The sequence below is a fragment of the Paenibacillus turicensis genome, from assembly GCF_050461185.1.
Lineage (GTDB): Bacteria > Bacillota > Bacilli > Paenibacillales > Paenibacillaceae > Fontibacillus > Fontibacillus turicensis_A.
In genome coordinates, this window is the sequence record NZ_JBCMOR010000011.1 from 12,433 (window position 1) to 26,844 (window position 14,412).

Here is a 14,412-nt window from a genome sequence, read left to right on the forward strand (position 1 = left end):
CATTACAATGTTAGAGTTAAAGTAAACAACATGGAAAAACTCCCCGAGCGTAGCCATTAAGGTTCGCTAACAGAGAGTTTAAATTCCGAACAACCATAAGGTTATTTATTCATTAAGCACGATCTACCAATTCCAAGTAAACCATAGGTGCTGCGTCACCGCGGCGAGGACCTAGTTTCAAGATACGAGTGTATCCACCTGGACGTTCGTTGTAACGAGGTGCGATATCCGAGAATAGCTTCTGGATTGCATCTGTTTGACCGTCGATAGATTCACGACGAACATATGCTGCTACCTGACGACGAGCGTGCAAATCTCCACGTTTTGCTTTTGTGATCAACTTTTCAGCGATAGAGCGAACTTCCTTCGCTTTAGCTTCAGTTGTTTGGATACGTTCATACAAGAACAAATCCGTTACAAGATCACGAAACAAAGCTTTACGTGCACTAGAATCGCGTCCCAACTTTTGATATGCCATGAGTTTTCCCTCCTCTGCTAAAACGATTCAAGACTTCTATTCTTCTGTACGTAATCCTAAACCAAGCTCTTCAAGCTTTTCTTGTACTTCTTCCAAAGATTTACGACCAAGGTTACGCACCTTCATCATATCTTCTTCCGTTTTCGTAGTAAGCTCTTGTACTGTGTTAATACCAGCACGTTTGAGACAGTTATAGGAACGAACTGAAAGGTCCAGCTCTTCAATCGTCATTTCAAGCACTTTCTCTTTCTTGTCTTCTTCCTTCTCAACCATAATCTCAGCGTCTTTCGCTTCATCCGTAAGACCCACGAATAAGAAGAGATGCTCTGTCAAAATCTTAGCACCGAGACTAACTGCCTCTTCTGGTCTGATGCTACCATCAGTCCATACTTCAAGCGTAAGTTTATCGTAGTTAGTCACTTGACCAACACGCGTATTTTCTACTACGTAGTTTACACGCGTAATTGGGGTATAGATGGAATCAACAGGAATTACACCAATTGGTTGATCATCCCGTTTATTCTTATCTGCCTGAACATAACCACGACCACGACCTGAGAAAATTCTCATGTGGAGTCTAGAACCTGGTTCTAACGTTGCAATATGCAAGTCAGGATTCAAAATCTCTACATCGCTATCAGCGCGAATATCACCAGCCGTAATTTTTCCTTCGCCTTCCGCATCGATTTCAAGAGTTTTCTCTTCATCGGAGTGGATTTTTAGCGAGAGCGCTTTGAGGTTTAGAATAATCTCCGTAACATCTTCCATTACGCCCGGGATGGTTGCGAATTCATGCAAAACACCATCGATTTGGACCGAGGTTACCGCTGCACCAGGCAGAGAAGAGAGCAAAATCCGGCGAAGCGAGTTGCCCAGAGTGGTGCCATATCCACGCTCAAGTGGTTCTACTACAAATTTCCCATAGGTGCCATTTTCGTTAACTTCTACGGTCTCAATTTTTGGCTTTTCGATTTCTATCACGAAGTACCCCTCCTTCAAAACGTCTTTCCTTCGAAACTGTCATGTTTACTGAAGTCTATCCATAAGTATGCCTAAACAACCATTATTACCATTTACATTGTTGTTATACCACACTCTAAAAGCAGATTCATTACACACGACGGCGTTTTGGAGGACGGCAGCCGTTATGAGGAATTGGAGTTACGTCTTTAATTACGTTAACTTCAAGACCAGCTGCTTGCAAAGAGCGGATAGCCGCTTCGCGGCCAGCGCCTGGACCTTTAACCATAACTTCTACGGTTTTCATGCCATGCTCCATTGCTGCTTTAGCTGCAGTTTCTGCTGCCATTTGTGCTGCGTATGGAGTGGATTTACGGGAACCCTTAAATCCTTGACCGCCAGAGCTTGCCCAAGAAATAGCATTACCATGTGGATCGGTAATTGTAACAATTGTGTTGTTGAAGGTGGAGCGAATATGTGCCACACCCGACTCAATATTTTTACGGTCGCGACGTTTAGTACGTACGACTTTTTTCGGTTTAGCCATTGTCGTTTATCCCCCCTTCTTATTTCTTCTTGTTCGCTACAGTACGACGAGGACCCTTACGAGTACGGGCATTCGTTTTAGTACGTTGTCCACGAACAGGCAAACCGCGACGGTGACGAACACCACGGTAACAGCCAATCTCAATCAAACGTTTAATATTTAAAGAAATTTCACGACGAAGGTCACCTTCTACCTTAACCTCTTTATCGATCGTTTCGCGTAATTTGCTAACCTCATCTTCCGTCAAATCACGAACACGAGTGTTCGGACTGATGCCTGTAGTGCTCAGGATTTTCTGGGAAGTCGTTTTACCGATTCCGAAAATGTAAGTTAAGGCGATCTCAACGCGTTTATCACGTGGCAAATCCACACCAGCTATACGTGCCATTTTACGCTACACCCCCTTCTTTAACCTTGTTTTTGTTTGTGTTTCGGATTTTCACAAATCACCATGACATTGCCTTTACGACGAATGACTTTGCATTTCTCGCAAATTGGCTTTACAGAAGGTCTTACCTTCATGCTGATTACCTCCTTAAAGTTTTGCCAAGCAAAACTCACTTCATAAGGAAAACTAAACTTTACAACAGTGACAAATATCTTGCAATTTACTCAACCTGAATATCATACCACATATTTTTAAAATGGTACAACTCCTATTTACGGTAAGTAATACGACCCTTAGTTAAATCGTAAGGGGATAGTTGGACAACCACTTTGTCTCCAGTCAGGATACGAATAAAGTGCATCCGTAATTTACCTGATACGTGAGCCAAAATTTGGTGACCATTCTCAAGCTCAACCTTAAATGTTGCATTTGGCAATGGTTCAAGAACCGTACCTTCTACCTCAATGACATCCTCTTTAGCCACTAGTGCAGTCTCCTTTCTCTTCAGCATTTATATTTATGGATTTAACATAAGCCTCTACTGCATATCGCAGCTTAGCGTTAGTTACACGGCCACTATCTTGCAAGCTATGCACAACTTCATTGCTGATAAAAGGAATAAACTCAAGATGCTGTACATTTTTACGTTTAGGTGCGTCGAATTTATGCTTCTGACCATCAGCAACAAGTACATAACGATCATCAATTAATTCTGTGACAACGCAATACGTATCTGCATCTCGACCTTTTAAAACCTTCACAATTTGACCAAGCTGCGCTTTGGATCGGTGTTTCAAATTTCTCACCTACGCATCAAAGTTTTGTGAGTATTTCCATGCCATCCGGTGTCACAGCTACAGTATGCTCAAAATGAGCACAAAGTGAGCCATCCACCGTAACAACAGTCCAATTATCCTCAAGTGTTCTAACGTACCGCTTCCCTACATTAACCATTGGCTCGATGGCAAGCACCATGCCCGGTTTTAAACGTGGTCCACGATCTGGTGTACCGTAATTAGGAATTTGTGGTTCCTCATGTAGATCGGCCCCTACACCATGACCAACATATTCACGTACAACAGAGAACCCTGCATTTTCAATGTGTTGCTGAATAGCGTGCGAGATCGTATACAAACGAACATCGGGTTTTACAAGTTCTAATCCTGCAAACAACGAGCCTTCAGTCACCTCTAGTAGCTTCTTCGCTTCCTCAGAGATTTCACCAACAGGGTACGTCCAAGCGGAATCACCATGAAACCCACGATATTGAGCACCAATATCAAGGCTAATAATATCGCCTTCATTCAGTTTGCGTTTACTTGGGAATCCATGTACCAATTCTTCATTAACTGAAGCACAAATGCTGTAAGGAAAACCGTTGTAGTCTTTAAAAGAAGGAATTGCCCCTTGACTACGGATGTATTTATCGGCGATGCGATCCAGCTCACCCGTCGTAATTCCGGGCTCAATGGATTGTGCCATGAGCCTGTGCGTTTCCGCTACAATCCGCCCTGCTTCTCTCATAAAGCCTAGTTCCGTTTCGGATTTACAAATGATCATTACATCTAACCTCGCAGTAAGGATACGATTTCTTTGGATACCGTACCGATTTCCTGTTCGCCATCTACCTGACGCAACAGTTGTTTTTCTTCGTAGAACTTGAGAAGTGGTGCTGTTTTGTTGATATATTCGTCTAAGCGAATGCCAACGCTCTCTTCATTATCATCAGAACGTTGATATAATTCACCGCCGCATTTATCACAGACACCTTCTTGACCCGGAGGATTAAAGATCACATGATAAGTGGCACCACAAGATTTACAAATACGACGTCCCGTAAGACGAGCAAGTAATCTGTCGCGATCCACCTTCAGGTTTATGACATGCTCCAACTTGCGGTTCATTCCGCTAAGCAGTTCCTCCAGCGCTTCCGCTTGCGAAAGAGTTCTTGGAAAACCATCCAACAGAAAACCTTTTTCGCAATCGGACTGCTGTAGGCGCTCACGAACGATGCCGATCGTAACATCATCAGGCACCAGTTTGCCTTGATCTATAAACTCCTTGGCTTTAATTCCAACTGGAGTTCCTTCTTTAATCGCCAAACGAAAAGCATCTCCAGTAGAAATATGGGGAATGCCAAATTCATTGACGATGACCTCAGCTTGTGTTCCTTTTCCTGCTCCGGGAGGTCCCATGAATAAAATGTTCATGAATATCTCTCCCTTCAAGATGACTAGCTGCCAAACTCTAGGATAACAATAAGCACCAGGTGCAGACTTAAAATAGTCTCCAACCTGGAACTTATGCATTACTTATTAATAAAGCCTTTATAGTGGCGTTTAATTAATTGTCCTTCGATCGTCTTCATTGTATCAAGGGCAACCCCAATTACAATCAGGATAGATGTACCACCGATTTGAACACTGTTTGGCAATTTAGCCAACGCACCCAGACCAATAGGTAAAATCGAAATGAAAGCAAGGAAAATTGCACCTGTCATTGTTAAACGAGTTAATACCCGAGTTAGGTAGGTTTGAGTAGCTTTACCTGGACGAATGCCCGGAATATAGCCGCCATTTTTCTTCATATTGTCTGCCATCTGTTGTGGATTCATCTGTACGAAAGTATAGAAGAATGTAAAACCGATGATCATTAAAATATAAAGTACCATACCAAGTGGCTGATCATGTGCTAAATTTTTCGTAACCCATTTCGCCCAGTCATGTGTGGACCAGAAGTTCGCAAGCACGATTGGGAATTGTAAAAGGGAAACTGCAAAGATGACTGGAATAACACCTGCCGCATTAATTTTGAGCGGAATATGTGTATTTTGTCCACCATACATTTTGTTACCTACAACACGTTTCGCATATTGAACCGGAATTTTCCGAATCGCTTGCTGAACATAGATAACACCAACAACAATAAGAACTACGACAACAACAATGGCTAACCATTTCATTACGTTCATGAAGGTTTGGCCTTCCACCATAAACTCAGATGTTGTGATTGTTTGAATATGACCTGGAATCGCAGCTACGATACCTGCAAAGATAATGAGAGAGATCCCGTTACCAATACCTTTATCGGTAATTTGCTCACCAAGCCACATCAAGAATGAAGTACCCGCAGTCAACACAAGTGCGATTAATGCATAATCAGCAAAGGTTGCATTCGGAACCATTTCCGTACCATACAGACGGTTAAAACCAATAGATGTAGCAAAAGCTTGAACAATAGCTAAAATCACTGTTCCATAACGAGTAATTTGAGCCATTTTTTTCTTACCATACTCACCTTGTTTTGCCCATTCCGCAAACTTCGGAATTACATCCATCGACAACAACTGCACTATAATGGAAGCTGTAATATAAGGAAAAATACTTAGGGCGAAGATTGAGAAGTTCTTCAATGCGCCGCCCGAGAAAGTATTCAAAAATCCTAGCAAGTCATTGCCAGCATTGTTTGAAAGCGTAAATACATCTTTATTAACGCCCGGAACCGGTACAAATGAACCGATCCGGTAAATAATAAAGATAAACAATGTGAACATTATACGGTTTCTTAAATCTTGGACATGCCATATGTTCTTAATGGTTTTAAACATTAGATCACCTCGGTTTTACCGCCGGCAGCCTCGATTTTCTCTACCGCGGATTGGGAGAACTTATTTGCTTTCACTGTCAATTTGACAGTCACATCGCCATTGCCGAGAATCTTGATGCCGCTTTTAGCATTTTTGATGATTCCTTGTGCTGACAACAGTTCAGGAGTTACTTCCGTATCCGCCGCAAAGCTGTTAAGTTCCTCAATGTTGACAATCGCATACTCTTTACGCGTAGGATTTGTAAATCCGCGTTTTGGCAAGCGACGATACAATGGGTTTTGTCCACCCTCAAATCCCGGACGAACACCACCACCGGAACGAGCGTTTTGACCTTTATGGCCTCGACCAGATGTTTTACCAGTTCCACTACCTGTACCACGACCTACGCGTTTGCGTTCTTTGCGTGAACCAGGTGCTGGAGAAAGCTCATGTAATTTCATCGTTCGTTGCACCTCCTTATTTGTTGTTTGACTTACAGAGAAGTTAGATTATTCTTGGATTTCTTGAACCGAAACCAAATGACTTACAGTGTTAATCATTCCACGGATCGCTGCGTTGTCGCTTTGAACTACAGATTGATTAATTTTGCGAAGTCCCAAACTCTTCACGGTAGCGCGTTGGTTCTCCGGACGGCCAATCAAACTACGTTTGAGGGTAATTTGTAATTTTGCCATGAGATTCCCTCCTTAACCGAGAAGTTCTTCGACGGATTTACCGCGTAATTTCGCAACATCTTCAGCACGTTTTAGACGGGATAAGCCCTCTAAAGTTGCGTTGACCATGTTGATGGAATTCGAAGAACCTAAAGATTTTGTCAAGATGTCGCCGACACCAGCCAATTCAAGTACAGCACGAACTGGGCCGCCAGCGATAACTCCAGTACCTTCTGATGCTGGTTTCAAAAGAACACGTCCAGCGCCAAAATGTCCTACCACTTGGTGAGGAATTGTAGTTCCAACAAGAGGCACGTACACAAGATTTTTCTTAGCATCGTCAATTCCTTTGCGAATTGCATCAGGAACTTCGCCTGCTTTACCGATTCCAGCGCCAACCCAGCCTTTGCCGTCTCCGACAACAACAAGAGCACTAAAGCTGAAACGGCGTCCGCCTTTTACTACTTTAGCAACGCGGTTAATATTTACAACTCTTTCAGTTAGTTCAAGAGTGTTAGGATCTATACGCAAGTCGTTTACCTCCTTTTAACAATATTTTTAAAATTCAAGACCTGCTTCGCGAGCAGCATCAGCAAGTGCCTGAACTCGACCATGATAAAGGTATCCTCCGCGGTCAAATACAACATTTTTCACGCCTTTGCTCTCAGCACGTTTAGCGATTAATTCGCCAACTTTACGAGCAGCTTCAACGTTACTTCCGTTAGTAATTTCGCTAAGTTCCTTATCAACTGTTGATGCAGATGCCAATGTTACACCAGCAACATCATCAATCAATTGTGCATAGATATGTTTAGCCGAACGATATACGTTCAATCTTGGACGAGCAGCCGTACCTTCGATTTTTTTACGTACACGCAAGTGTCTTTTCAGACGAGCTTTATTTTTATCCGGTTTAGTAATCATGATTTAATTTTCACTCCTTTCGGTTTACCATACACGTCTTTTAAGACGCCAAAAGGACAAGCTTATGAAGAAGAGGTTTATTTCTTCTTCCCTGCTTTACCTTCTTTACGAATAATACGTTCGCCTTCATACTTAATCCCTTTACCTTTGTACGGTTCAGGTTCACGAACGGAACGAATTTTAGCAGCATATTCACCAACACGCTCTTTGTTAATTCCGTTAACGATGATCTTTGTATTTGAAGGCACTTCAAAAACGATGCCTGGCTCTGGAGTGATTTCCACTGGATGGGAGTACCCTACATTAAGTACGAGTTTTTCGCCGGATTTGCTTGCGCGGTATCCAACCCCAACCAATTCGAGCGTTTTGGAATAACCATTAGTTACGCCATCCACCATGTTACTAACAACAGTACGAGTAGTACCATGAAGTGAACGGTGTGTTTTGTGATCAGAAGGACGTTCAACAAGAATTGTATTCCCATCAACAGTAACCTTCATCTCTTTATGAAGTTCACGAGTCAAAGTTCCTTTAGGTCCTTTAACTGTAATTTCGCTGTTATTAAGTGTTACATCAACACCGCTTGGTATTTCAATTGGTTTACGACCAATACGAGACATTTAGTGCACCTCCTTGTTTTGTGACATTATTACCAGATGTAGCAAACTACTTCGCCGCCAGCTTTCGCTTGACGAGCTTCTTTATCGGTCATAACTCCTTTAGATGTGGAGATAATCGCAATACCCAAACCGCCTAGAACACGAGGAACCTCATTGCTCTTTGTGTAGACGCGAAGGCCTGGTTTACTGATTCTTTTCAAACCTGTGATAACACGTTCATTGTTCGCACCGTATTTCAAGAAAATACGAATGATCCCTTGTTTGTTATCTTCGATATATTCTGCATCGCGGATAAAACCTTCACGCTTCAAGATTTCTGCGATTTGTTTTTTAATCGTAGAAGCAGGTAGCTCTACAGTTTCGTGACGAACAGTGTTCGCATTACGAATGCGTGTAAGCATATCTGCAATTGGATCTGACATAGTCATGTTTTGTATACCCTCCTTCCCGTTGTTGATTAATTACCAGCTTGCTTTTTTAACGCCAGGAATCTGACCTTTATAAGCTAATTCACGGAAACAAATTCTGCATATTTTAAATTTTTGCAGTACCGAATGTGGACGACCACAACGTTCACAGCGAGTATATGCCCGCACTTTAAACTTTGGTGTACGTTGTTGTTTAACCTTCATCGAAGTTTTTGCCACTTAGCCTGACACCTCCTAAATAGTTTCGGAGAATAATGAACTCATATTACTTTGCAAAAGGCATTCCAAGTCCTGCAAGCAATTCGCGAGACTCTTCATCTGTTTTCGCAGTAGTTACCAATACGATATCCATACCACGAGTTTTTTCTACTTTATCGTACTCAATTTCAGGGAAGATCAATTGATCTTTAAGACCCAAAGTATAGTTACCACGGCCATCAAAAGATTTAGTGGATACACCTTGGAAGTCACGTACACGTGGAAGTGTTACGTTTAACAACTTGTCAAGGAAGTGGTACATACGCTCACCACGTAATGTCACCTTCACACCGATTGGCATATTTTCACGAAGCTTAAAGCCCGCGATAGATTTTTTAGCACGAGTAATCACTGGTTTTTGACCTGCGATTAACTGCATGTCGTTTACAGCTGAATCAAGTACTTTGGAGTTAGCAACAGCGTCACCAACACCCATATTGATAACAACTTTTTCAAGTTTAGGAACTTGCATCACAGTTGTGTAATTGAATTTTTGAATCAAAGCAGGTGTTACTTCGTTCAAATAACGTTCTTTCATTCTTGCTGCCATGAATCATGGACCTCCTTTCTCAACGGTTCTTAATTAGTCGATAATTTCTCCGGATTTTTTAGCAACACGAACCTTTTTACCGTTGTCCAATACTTTGTAACCGATACGGGTTACTTTTCCGCTCTTAGGATCAACATGCATTACGTTCGAGACATGAATCGGAGCTTCCTTTTCAATAATGCCGCCTTGTGGGTTAAGCTGATTAGGCTTTTGGTGCTTTTTAATCATGTTAACACCTTCCACAAGCACACGATTTTCTCGAGGATAAGCAGCAATTACGCGACCCTTTTTACCTTTGTCCTTACCGGAGATCACGATTACTGTATCATCTTTTTTCACGTGCAGCTTATTGCTGTGGGATTCAAGAATCTTTTTTAATCTTGGCATTCTTTACACCTCCTGTTTCAACGATGCTTGACGTCCTATCATTTAGGACTAGTCATAGATTAGATAACTTCCGGAGCCAAGGAAACGATTTTCATGAAGTCCTTGTCGCGAAGTTCGCGAGCAACAGGTCCGAAAATACGTGTACCACGTGGACTCTTGTCTTCTTTAACAACAACTGCTGCATTTTCATCAAATGCGATATAAGAACCGTCTTTACGACGTACAGAGCGTTTCGTACGAACCACAACTGCTTTAACTACATCACCTTTTTTGACAACGCCGCCTGGTGTTGCTTGTTTAACAGAACATACGATTAAATCACCGATTTGAGCTGTACGACGACCAGTGCCACCCAAAACGCGGATACACATCAATTCCTTCGCGCCAGAGTTGTCAGCTACATGCAAACGTGTAAATGGTTGAATCATGGAAATTTCCTCCTTTCAAGCTAAGCTTACGAAGCAATATTAGATAACTACCGCTTTTTCTACCACTTCAACAAGTCTCCAACGTTTGTCTTTAGACAAAGGACGAGTTTCAGCAATTTTCACGACGTCACCAATTTTTGCAGTGTTGTTTTCATCATGCGCTTTAAATTTCTTAGTGTATTTAATACGCTTGTGATACAAGTCATGCTTTTTGTAGGTTTCAACAGCAACTACGATGGTTTTATCCATTTTGTCACTGACGACTTTACCAATTTGCACTTTACGGCTATTACGTTCGCTCATGGTTAGCCTCCTTCCTCAAGTTAGAAAGCATCATCTAGATGCCATATACTTTATCACTAATTAGCTAGTAATCCCAAGTTCTCTCTCATGTAAAATGGTTTTAGCACGAGCTATATCCTTCCGCACATTACGGATTCGAGTCGGGTTATCAAGCTGACCAGTAGCCAATTGAAAACGAAGGTTAAAGAGTTCTTCTTTGAATCCTGCCACTTTTTGCTCAATTTCAGCAGTGGTCAAGTTGCGAAGTTCATTAGCTTTCATTTGCTTCACCACCCAATCCTTCACGTTTCACAAACTTAGTTTTGATTGGCAATTTGTGAGCTGCAAGACGCATTGCTTCGCGAGCGATCTCTTCAGGAACACCAGCGAGTTCAAACATAATCTTACCAGGCTTCACAACTGCAACCCATTTTTCTACGTTACCTTTACCACTACCCATCCGAACTTCAAGAGGCTTTTGAGTAATTGGTTTGTCAGGGAAAATCTTAATCCATACTTTACCACCACGTTTGATGTAACGCGTCATTGCAATACGCGCTGCCTCAATTTGGCGGTTAGTAATCCAAGTTGGTTCAAGCGCTTGAAGACCATATTCACCGAAGTTTAGTTCAGTGCCGCCTTTAGCTTGACCTCTCAAACTACCGCGTTGTTGCTTACGGTGTTTTACACGTTTTGGTACCAACATGATTAGTTGCCTCCTTCCTTAGCAGCTTGTTGTTTCTTAGCCGTCGGAAGAATCTCTCCACGATAAATCCATACTTTTATACCGATAATACCATAGGTAGTATGAGCTTCAGCTGTACCATAGTCAATATCAGCACGAAGTGTATGAAGCGGAACAGTTCCTTCGCTATAGCCTTCTGTACGAGCAATTTCAGCACCACCGACACGTCCGCTAACTTGTGTTTTAATTCCTTTAGCACCAGAACGCATAGTTCTTTGAATCGCTTGTTTCAACGCACGACGGAAAGAAACACGACGTTCCAATTGTTGAGCAATGCTCTCTGCTACAAGAATTGCATCCAAGTCAGGATGTTTAATTTCGGCAATGTTGATGTGTACTTTCTTGCCACCTGCAATTTTAGTAATTTGATTGCGCAGGTTTTCAACCTCAGAACCACCTTTACCAATAACCATACCTGGTTTGTTGGTGTGGATAGTTACATTCACACGATTAGCTGCACGTTCGATCTCAATGCGAGATACAGCAGAATCTTTAAGTTTTTTCTTTAGGTATTCACGAATTTTAACGTCTTCTAGCAAAAGATCTCCAAAATCTTTACCTGCGTACCATTTAGATTCCCAATCACGGATAATACCTACACGTAATCCGATTGGATTTACCTTTTGACCCACACGTTATCCCTCCTTATTTTTCAGATACCACTAAAGTAATGTGGCTAGTGCGCTTATTAATCCGGCTTGCACGTCCCATAGCACGTGGACGGAAACGTTTCATAGTAGGACCTTGGTTTACGAAAACCTCAGTAACCACTAATTTATTTACATCCAAAGAATAGTTATGTTCAGCGTTAGCAATCGCAGAATTCAACAACTTCTCAACGATTGGGGAAGCTGCTTTAGGAGTGTGGCGAAGGATTGCAATTGCATCTCCAACTTGCTTACCACGGATCAAATCAACAACCAATTTCGCTTTACGAGGAGCAATTCGGATCGATCTAGCATGTGCTTTAGCTTCCATGTGATGTTACCTCCTTTCAGACAAAGAACTGTAAATTAACGTCTTGTTTTCTTATCATCATCCGTATGACCTTTGTACGTACGGGTTGGAGCAAATTCGCCTAGTTTGTGTCCGACCATGTCCTCTGTTACATACACAGGTACATGTTTACGTCCGTCATACACACCAAACGTTTGACCAATGAATTGTGGGAAAATAGTAGAGCGACGAGACCAAGTTTTAATTACAACTTTTTTGTTCGAAGCGCTAACTTCTTCCACTTTCTTGAGCAAATAGGCGTCAATAAATGGCCCTTTTTTAAGACTACGACTCATTTCTGATATCCTCCCTTCATTACACTGCGATTAGATAACCATCTTCACAGCCAAGAAGTGATCCGCTAGGCGGATTACTTCGTGCGGCCACGAACGATATATTTATCAGATGCTTTACCTTTTTTACGAGTTTTGTAACCAAGGGTTGGTTTACCCCAAGGAGACAATGGAGATTTACGTCCGATTGGAGCTTTACCTTCACCACCACCGTGAGGGTGATCGTTAGGGTTCATAACAACACCACGAACTTCAGGACGTTGGCCTAACCAACGGTTACGACCTGCTTTACCGATTTTGATCAACTCGTGGTCTCCGTTACCTACGGAACCAATTGTTGCACGGCAAACTTTCAACATTTTACGAACTTCGCCTGAAGACAAACGAACAGTTACGTATTTTTCTTCTTTACCAAGCAATTGAGCTTCAGTACCCGCAGCGCGAACAAGTTGTCCACCTTTACCTGGTTGAAGTTCAATGTTGTGGATAACTGTACCAACTGGAATGTTTTCCATTGGCAAGCAGTTTCCGATTTTGATATCAGAACCTACACCAGATTCGATAACATCATTAACTTTAAGTCCTTTAGGAGCAATGATGTAACGTTTTTCTCCATCTGCGTAATGAATTAACGCAATGTTAGAAGTACGGTTCGGATCATACTCGATTGTAGCAACGCGGCCTGGAATTCCATCTTTGTTGCGTTTGAAGTCGATAATACGATATTTACGTTTGTGTCCACCACCATGGTGACGAACCGTAATTTTACCTTGGTTGTTACGACCAGCAGTTTTGCTTAAAGGAGCAAGCAAAGATTTCTCTGGTGTGTCAGTGGTGATTTCTTCAAAAGTAGATACTGACATATTACGTCTAGCTGGGGAAGTCGGTTTATACTTTTTAATTGGCACTATGTTTCCCTCCTTACTTTAAAAATTTATACTGATTCAAAAAATTCAAGTGGCTTGCTATCTGGAGTCAAAGTAACGAATGCTTTTTTCCATTCCGGCGTATATCCGAAGTGGCGTCCGTAACGTTTTGGTTTTCCAGGAACACGTAGTGTATTCACATTGCTCACTTTCACGTTGAAGATCGCTTCTATAGCTTGTTTGATTTCGGTTTTGTTAGCACGAATTTCTACTTCGAACACATACTTAAGTTCGTTCATATATTCAGCTGTACGTTCCGTAATCACCGGGCGTTTGATAATATCACGAGGATCCTTCATTACGCGAGCACCTCCTCTACCTTCTGAACTGCTTCTTTCGTAATGATCAGTTTGTCGTGTGATAGCACGTCAAGAACATTGATGCCTTCAGCCGCTACAAACGTCACACCTGGAATATTACGAGCAGACAATGCAATGTTGTCATCATAGCTAGAAGCTACGATCAAAGCCTTGCGATCTGCTTTCAAGTTATTCAATACTGCTGCAAATTCTTTCGTCTTAGGCGCATTCAAAGTCAAAGCATCAAGAACGATGATGTCTTGATCGATCACTTTAGCAGAAAGCGCTGATTTGATTGCTAAACGACGAACTTTTTTAGGCAATTTGAAAGAATAGCTACGAGGAGTCGGTCCAAATACTGTACCGCCACCTACCCATTGCGGAGAACGAATGGAACCTTGACGAGCACGACCTGTGCCTTTTTGTTTCCAAGGTTTACGTCCACCACCACGAACTTCGGAGCGTCCTTTTACTTTATGGGTACCAGCACGCAATGAAGCGCGTTGTAATAATACTGCATCATGTAGAACGTGAGTATTAGGTTCGATACCGAATACCGCATCATTCAATTCTACTTCACCTACTTGGCTACCGCTAACATTAAAAAGTGCTACTTTTGGCATTTATTGTTCCTCCTTTCTTT

General features: G+C 42.1%; 29 protein-coding genes. All 29 read right to left on the reverse strand.

What is annotated here, in order from left to right:
- Nucleotides 1–112 precede the first annotated feature (112 nt).
- The 29 genes from rplQ to rplD all read right to left on the reverse strand — a co-directional run bounded on the left by rplQ (nucleotide 113) and on the right by rplD (nucleotide 14,392).
- A complete protein-coding gene (rplQ, locus tag ABE099_RS15840) occupies nucleotides 113–478 on the reverse strand; it encodes a 50S ribosomal protein L17 (protein ID WP_210090991.1) in 366 nt (121 codons plus the stop codon).
- A gap of 36 nt (nucleotides 479–514) precedes the next feature.
- The gene (locus ABE099_RS15845) at nucleotides 515–1,459 is read right to left on the reverse strand and encodes a DNA-directed RNA polymerase subunit alpha (RefSeq protein WP_210090992.1); all 945 of its coding nucleotides are present in this window, start codon (nucleotides 1,457–1,459) and stop codon (nucleotides 515–517) included.
- 130 nt (nucleotides 1,460–1,589) lie between these two features.
- Nucleotides 1,590–1,985, reverse strand: a complete 396-nt coding sequence (rpsK, locus tag ABE099_RS15850) for a 30S ribosomal protein S11 (RefSeq protein WP_210090993.1) — start codon at nucleotides 1,983–1,985, stop codon at nucleotides 1,590–1,592.
- Between the two features lie 19 nt (nucleotides 1,986–2,004).
- On the reverse strand, nucleotides 2,005–2,373 hold the full coding sequence (gene rpsM / locus ABE099_RS15855) for a 30S ribosomal protein S13 (RefSeq protein WP_210090994.1): 369 nt from the start codon (nucleotides 2,371–2,373) through the stop codon (nucleotides 2,005–2,007).
- Nucleotides 2,374–2,393: 20 nt separating this feature from the next.
- Nucleotides 2,394–2,507, reverse strand: coding sequence for a 50S ribosomal protein L36 (gene rpmJ, locus ABE099_RS15860; RefSeq protein WP_003333770.1), 114 nt, complete (start codon nucleotides 2,505–2,507; stop codon nucleotides 2,394–2,396).
- 134 nt (nucleotides 2,508–2,641) lie between these two features.
- Nucleotides 2,642–2,857 carry a translation initiation factor IF-1 gene (infA, locus tag ABE099_RS15865; RefSeq protein WP_017692098.1) on the reverse strand — a complete coding sequence of 72 codons (216 nt, stop codon included), beginning with the start codon at nucleotides 2,855–2,857 and terminating at the stop codon, nucleotides 2,642–2,644.
- Nucleotides 2,850–3,170, reverse strand: coding sequence for a hypothetical protein (locus ABE099_RS15870; RefSeq protein WP_430032116.1), 321 nt, complete (start codon nucleotides 3,168–3,170; stop codon nucleotides 2,850–2,852). The genes infA and ABE099_RS15870 overlap by 8 nt, the downstream gene beginning before the upstream one ends.
- A gap of 16 nt (nucleotides 3,171–3,186) precedes the next feature.
- Entirely contained in the window at nucleotides 3,187–3,933 is a 747-nt protein-coding gene (gene map / locus ABE099_RS15875; protein WP_210090996.1) for a type I methionyl aminopeptidase, read from the reverse strand.
- A gap of 5 nt (nucleotides 3,934–3,938) precedes the next feature.
- Nucleotides 3,939–4,583 carry an adenylate kinase gene (locus ABE099_RS15880; RefSeq protein ID WP_430032089.1) on the reverse strand — a complete coding sequence of 215 codons (645 nt, stop codon included), beginning with the start codon at nucleotides 4,581–4,583 and terminating at the stop codon, nucleotides 3,939–3,941.
- Between the two features lie 98 nt (nucleotides 4,584–4,681).
- Nucleotides 4,682–5,980, reverse strand: coding sequence for a preprotein translocase subunit SecY (gene secY, locus ABE099_RS15885; RefSeq protein ID WP_430032090.1), 1,299 nt, complete (start codon nucleotides 5,978–5,980; stop codon nucleotides 4,682–4,684).
- Nucleotides 5,980–6,420 carry a 50S ribosomal protein L15 gene (gene rplO / locus ABE099_RS15890; RefSeq protein WP_210090999.1) on the reverse strand — a complete coding sequence of 147 codons (441 nt, stop codon included), beginning with the start codon at nucleotides 6,418–6,420 and terminating at the stop codon, nucleotides 5,980–5,982. Before rplO ends, secY begins: the two co-directional genes overlap by 1 nt.
- Nucleotides 6,421–6,468: 48 nt before the next feature.
- Nucleotides 6,469–6,654: a 50S ribosomal protein L30 gene (rpmD, locus tag ABE099_RS15895; protein WP_210091000.1), complete on the reverse strand. Its 186-nt coding sequence runs from the start codon at nucleotides 6,652–6,654 to the stop codon at nucleotides 6,469–6,471.
- Between the two features lie 12 nt (nucleotides 6,655–6,666).
- Complete coding sequence (rpsE, locus tag ABE099_RS15900) at nucleotides 6,667–7,164, reverse strand: 30S ribosomal protein S5 (RefSeq protein WP_210091001.1); 498 nt, start codon at nucleotides 7,162–7,164, stop codon at nucleotides 6,667–6,669.
- A 27-nt stretch (nucleotides 7,165–7,191) separates the two neighbouring features.
- On the reverse strand, nucleotides 7,192–7,557 hold the full coding sequence (gene rplR / locus ABE099_RS15905) for a 50S ribosomal protein L18 (RefSeq protein ID WP_210091002.1): 366 nt from the start codon (nucleotides 7,555–7,557) through the stop codon (nucleotides 7,192–7,194).
- A 77-nt stretch (nucleotides 7,558–7,634) separates the two neighbouring features.
- The gene (rplF, locus tag ABE099_RS15910) at nucleotides 7,635–8,177 is read right to left on the reverse strand and encodes a 50S ribosomal protein L6 (RefSeq protein WP_430032091.1); all 543 of its coding nucleotides are present in this window, start codon (nucleotides 8,175–8,177) and stop codon (nucleotides 7,635–7,637) included.
- Between the two features lie 29 nt (nucleotides 8,178–8,206).
- Entirely contained in the window at nucleotides 8,207–8,605 is a 399-nt protein-coding gene (gene rpsH, locus ABE099_RS15915) for a 30S ribosomal protein S8 (protein WP_430032092.1), read from the reverse strand.
- Between the two features lie 33 nt (nucleotides 8,606–8,638).
- Entirely contained in the window at nucleotides 8,639–8,824 is a 186-nt protein-coding gene (locus tag ABE099_RS15920) for a type Z 30S ribosomal protein S14 (RefSeq protein ID WP_013312154.1), read from the reverse strand.
- A 46-nt stretch (nucleotides 8,825–8,870) separates the two neighbouring features.
- Nucleotides 8,871–9,413 carry a 50S ribosomal protein L5 gene (gene rplE / locus ABE099_RS15925; RefSeq protein WP_210091005.1) on the reverse strand — a complete coding sequence of 181 codons (543 nt, stop codon included), beginning with the start codon at nucleotides 9,411–9,413 and terminating at the stop codon, nucleotides 8,871–8,873.
- A gap of 33 nt (nucleotides 9,414–9,446) precedes the next feature.
- Nucleotides 9,447–9,800, reverse strand: coding sequence for a 50S ribosomal protein L24 (gene rplX, locus ABE099_RS15930; protein WP_210091006.1), 354 nt, complete (start codon nucleotides 9,798–9,800; stop codon nucleotides 9,447–9,449).
- Nucleotides 9,801–9,859: 59 nt separating this feature from the next.
- The gene (rplN, locus tag ABE099_RS15935; protein ID WP_210091007.1) at nucleotides 9,860–10,228 is read right to left on the reverse strand and encodes a 50S ribosomal protein L14; all 369 of its coding nucleotides are present in this window, start codon (nucleotides 10,226–10,228) and stop codon (nucleotides 9,860–9,862) included.
- A gap of 39 nt (nucleotides 10,229–10,267) precedes the next feature.
- Complete coding sequence (rpsQ, locus tag ABE099_RS15940; RefSeq protein WP_430032093.1) at nucleotides 10,268–10,531, reverse strand: 30S ribosomal protein S17; 264 nt, start codon at nucleotides 10,529–10,531, stop codon at nucleotides 10,268–10,270.
- Between the two features lie 60 nt (nucleotides 10,532–10,591).
- Complete coding sequence (gene rpmC, locus ABE099_RS15945; protein WP_210091009.1) at nucleotides 10,592–10,792, reverse strand: 50S ribosomal protein L29; 201 nt, start codon at nucleotides 10,790–10,792, stop codon at nucleotides 10,592–10,594.
- Nucleotides 10,782–11,216 (reverse strand): 50S ribosomal protein L16, encoded by a 435-nt coding sequence (rplP, locus tag ABE099_RS15950; RefSeq protein WP_210091010.1) that lies wholly within the window; start codon nucleotides 11,214–11,216, stop codon nucleotides 10,782–10,784. Before rplP ends, rpmC begins: the two co-directional genes overlap by 11 nt.
- Before the next feature lie 2 nt (nucleotides 11,217–11,218).
- Nucleotides 11,219–11,887: a 30S ribosomal protein S3 gene (rpsC, locus tag ABE099_RS15955; RefSeq protein WP_430032094.1), complete on the reverse strand. Its 669-nt coding sequence runs from the start codon at nucleotides 11,885–11,887 to the stop codon at nucleotides 11,219–11,221.
- Nucleotides 11,888–11,900: 13 nt separating this feature from the next.
- On the reverse strand, nucleotides 11,901–12,233 hold the full coding sequence (rplV, locus tag ABE099_RS15960) for a 50S ribosomal protein L22 (RefSeq protein WP_430032095.1): 333 nt from the start codon (nucleotides 12,231–12,233) through the stop codon (nucleotides 11,901–11,903).
- A 35-nt stretch (nucleotides 12,234–12,268) separates the two neighbouring features.
- Entirely contained in the window at nucleotides 12,269–12,547 is a 279-nt protein-coding gene (rpsS, locus tag ABE099_RS15965; protein ID WP_210091013.1) for a 30S ribosomal protein S19, read from the reverse strand.
- A 74-nt stretch (nucleotides 12,548–12,621) separates the two neighbouring features.
- Nucleotides 12,622–13,452 carry a 50S ribosomal protein L2 gene (rplB, locus tag ABE099_RS15970; protein ID WP_430032096.1) on the reverse strand — a complete coding sequence of 277 codons (831 nt, stop codon included), beginning with the start codon at nucleotides 13,450–13,452 and terminating at the stop codon, nucleotides 12,622–12,624.
- Nucleotides 13,453–13,478: 26 nt separating this feature from the next.
- On the reverse strand, nucleotides 13,479–13,769 hold the full coding sequence (gene rplW / locus ABE099_RS15975; RefSeq protein WP_210091015.1) for a 50S ribosomal protein L23: 291 nt from the start codon (nucleotides 13,767–13,769) through the stop codon (nucleotides 13,479–13,481).
- Complete coding sequence (gene rplD / locus ABE099_RS15980; protein WP_210091016.1) at nucleotides 13,769–14,392, reverse strand: 50S ribosomal protein L4; 624 nt, start codon at nucleotides 14,390–14,392, stop codon at nucleotides 13,769–13,771. The genes rplW and rplD overlap by 1 nt, the downstream gene beginning before the upstream one ends.
- Nucleotides 14,393–14,412 lie beyond the last annotated feature (20 nt).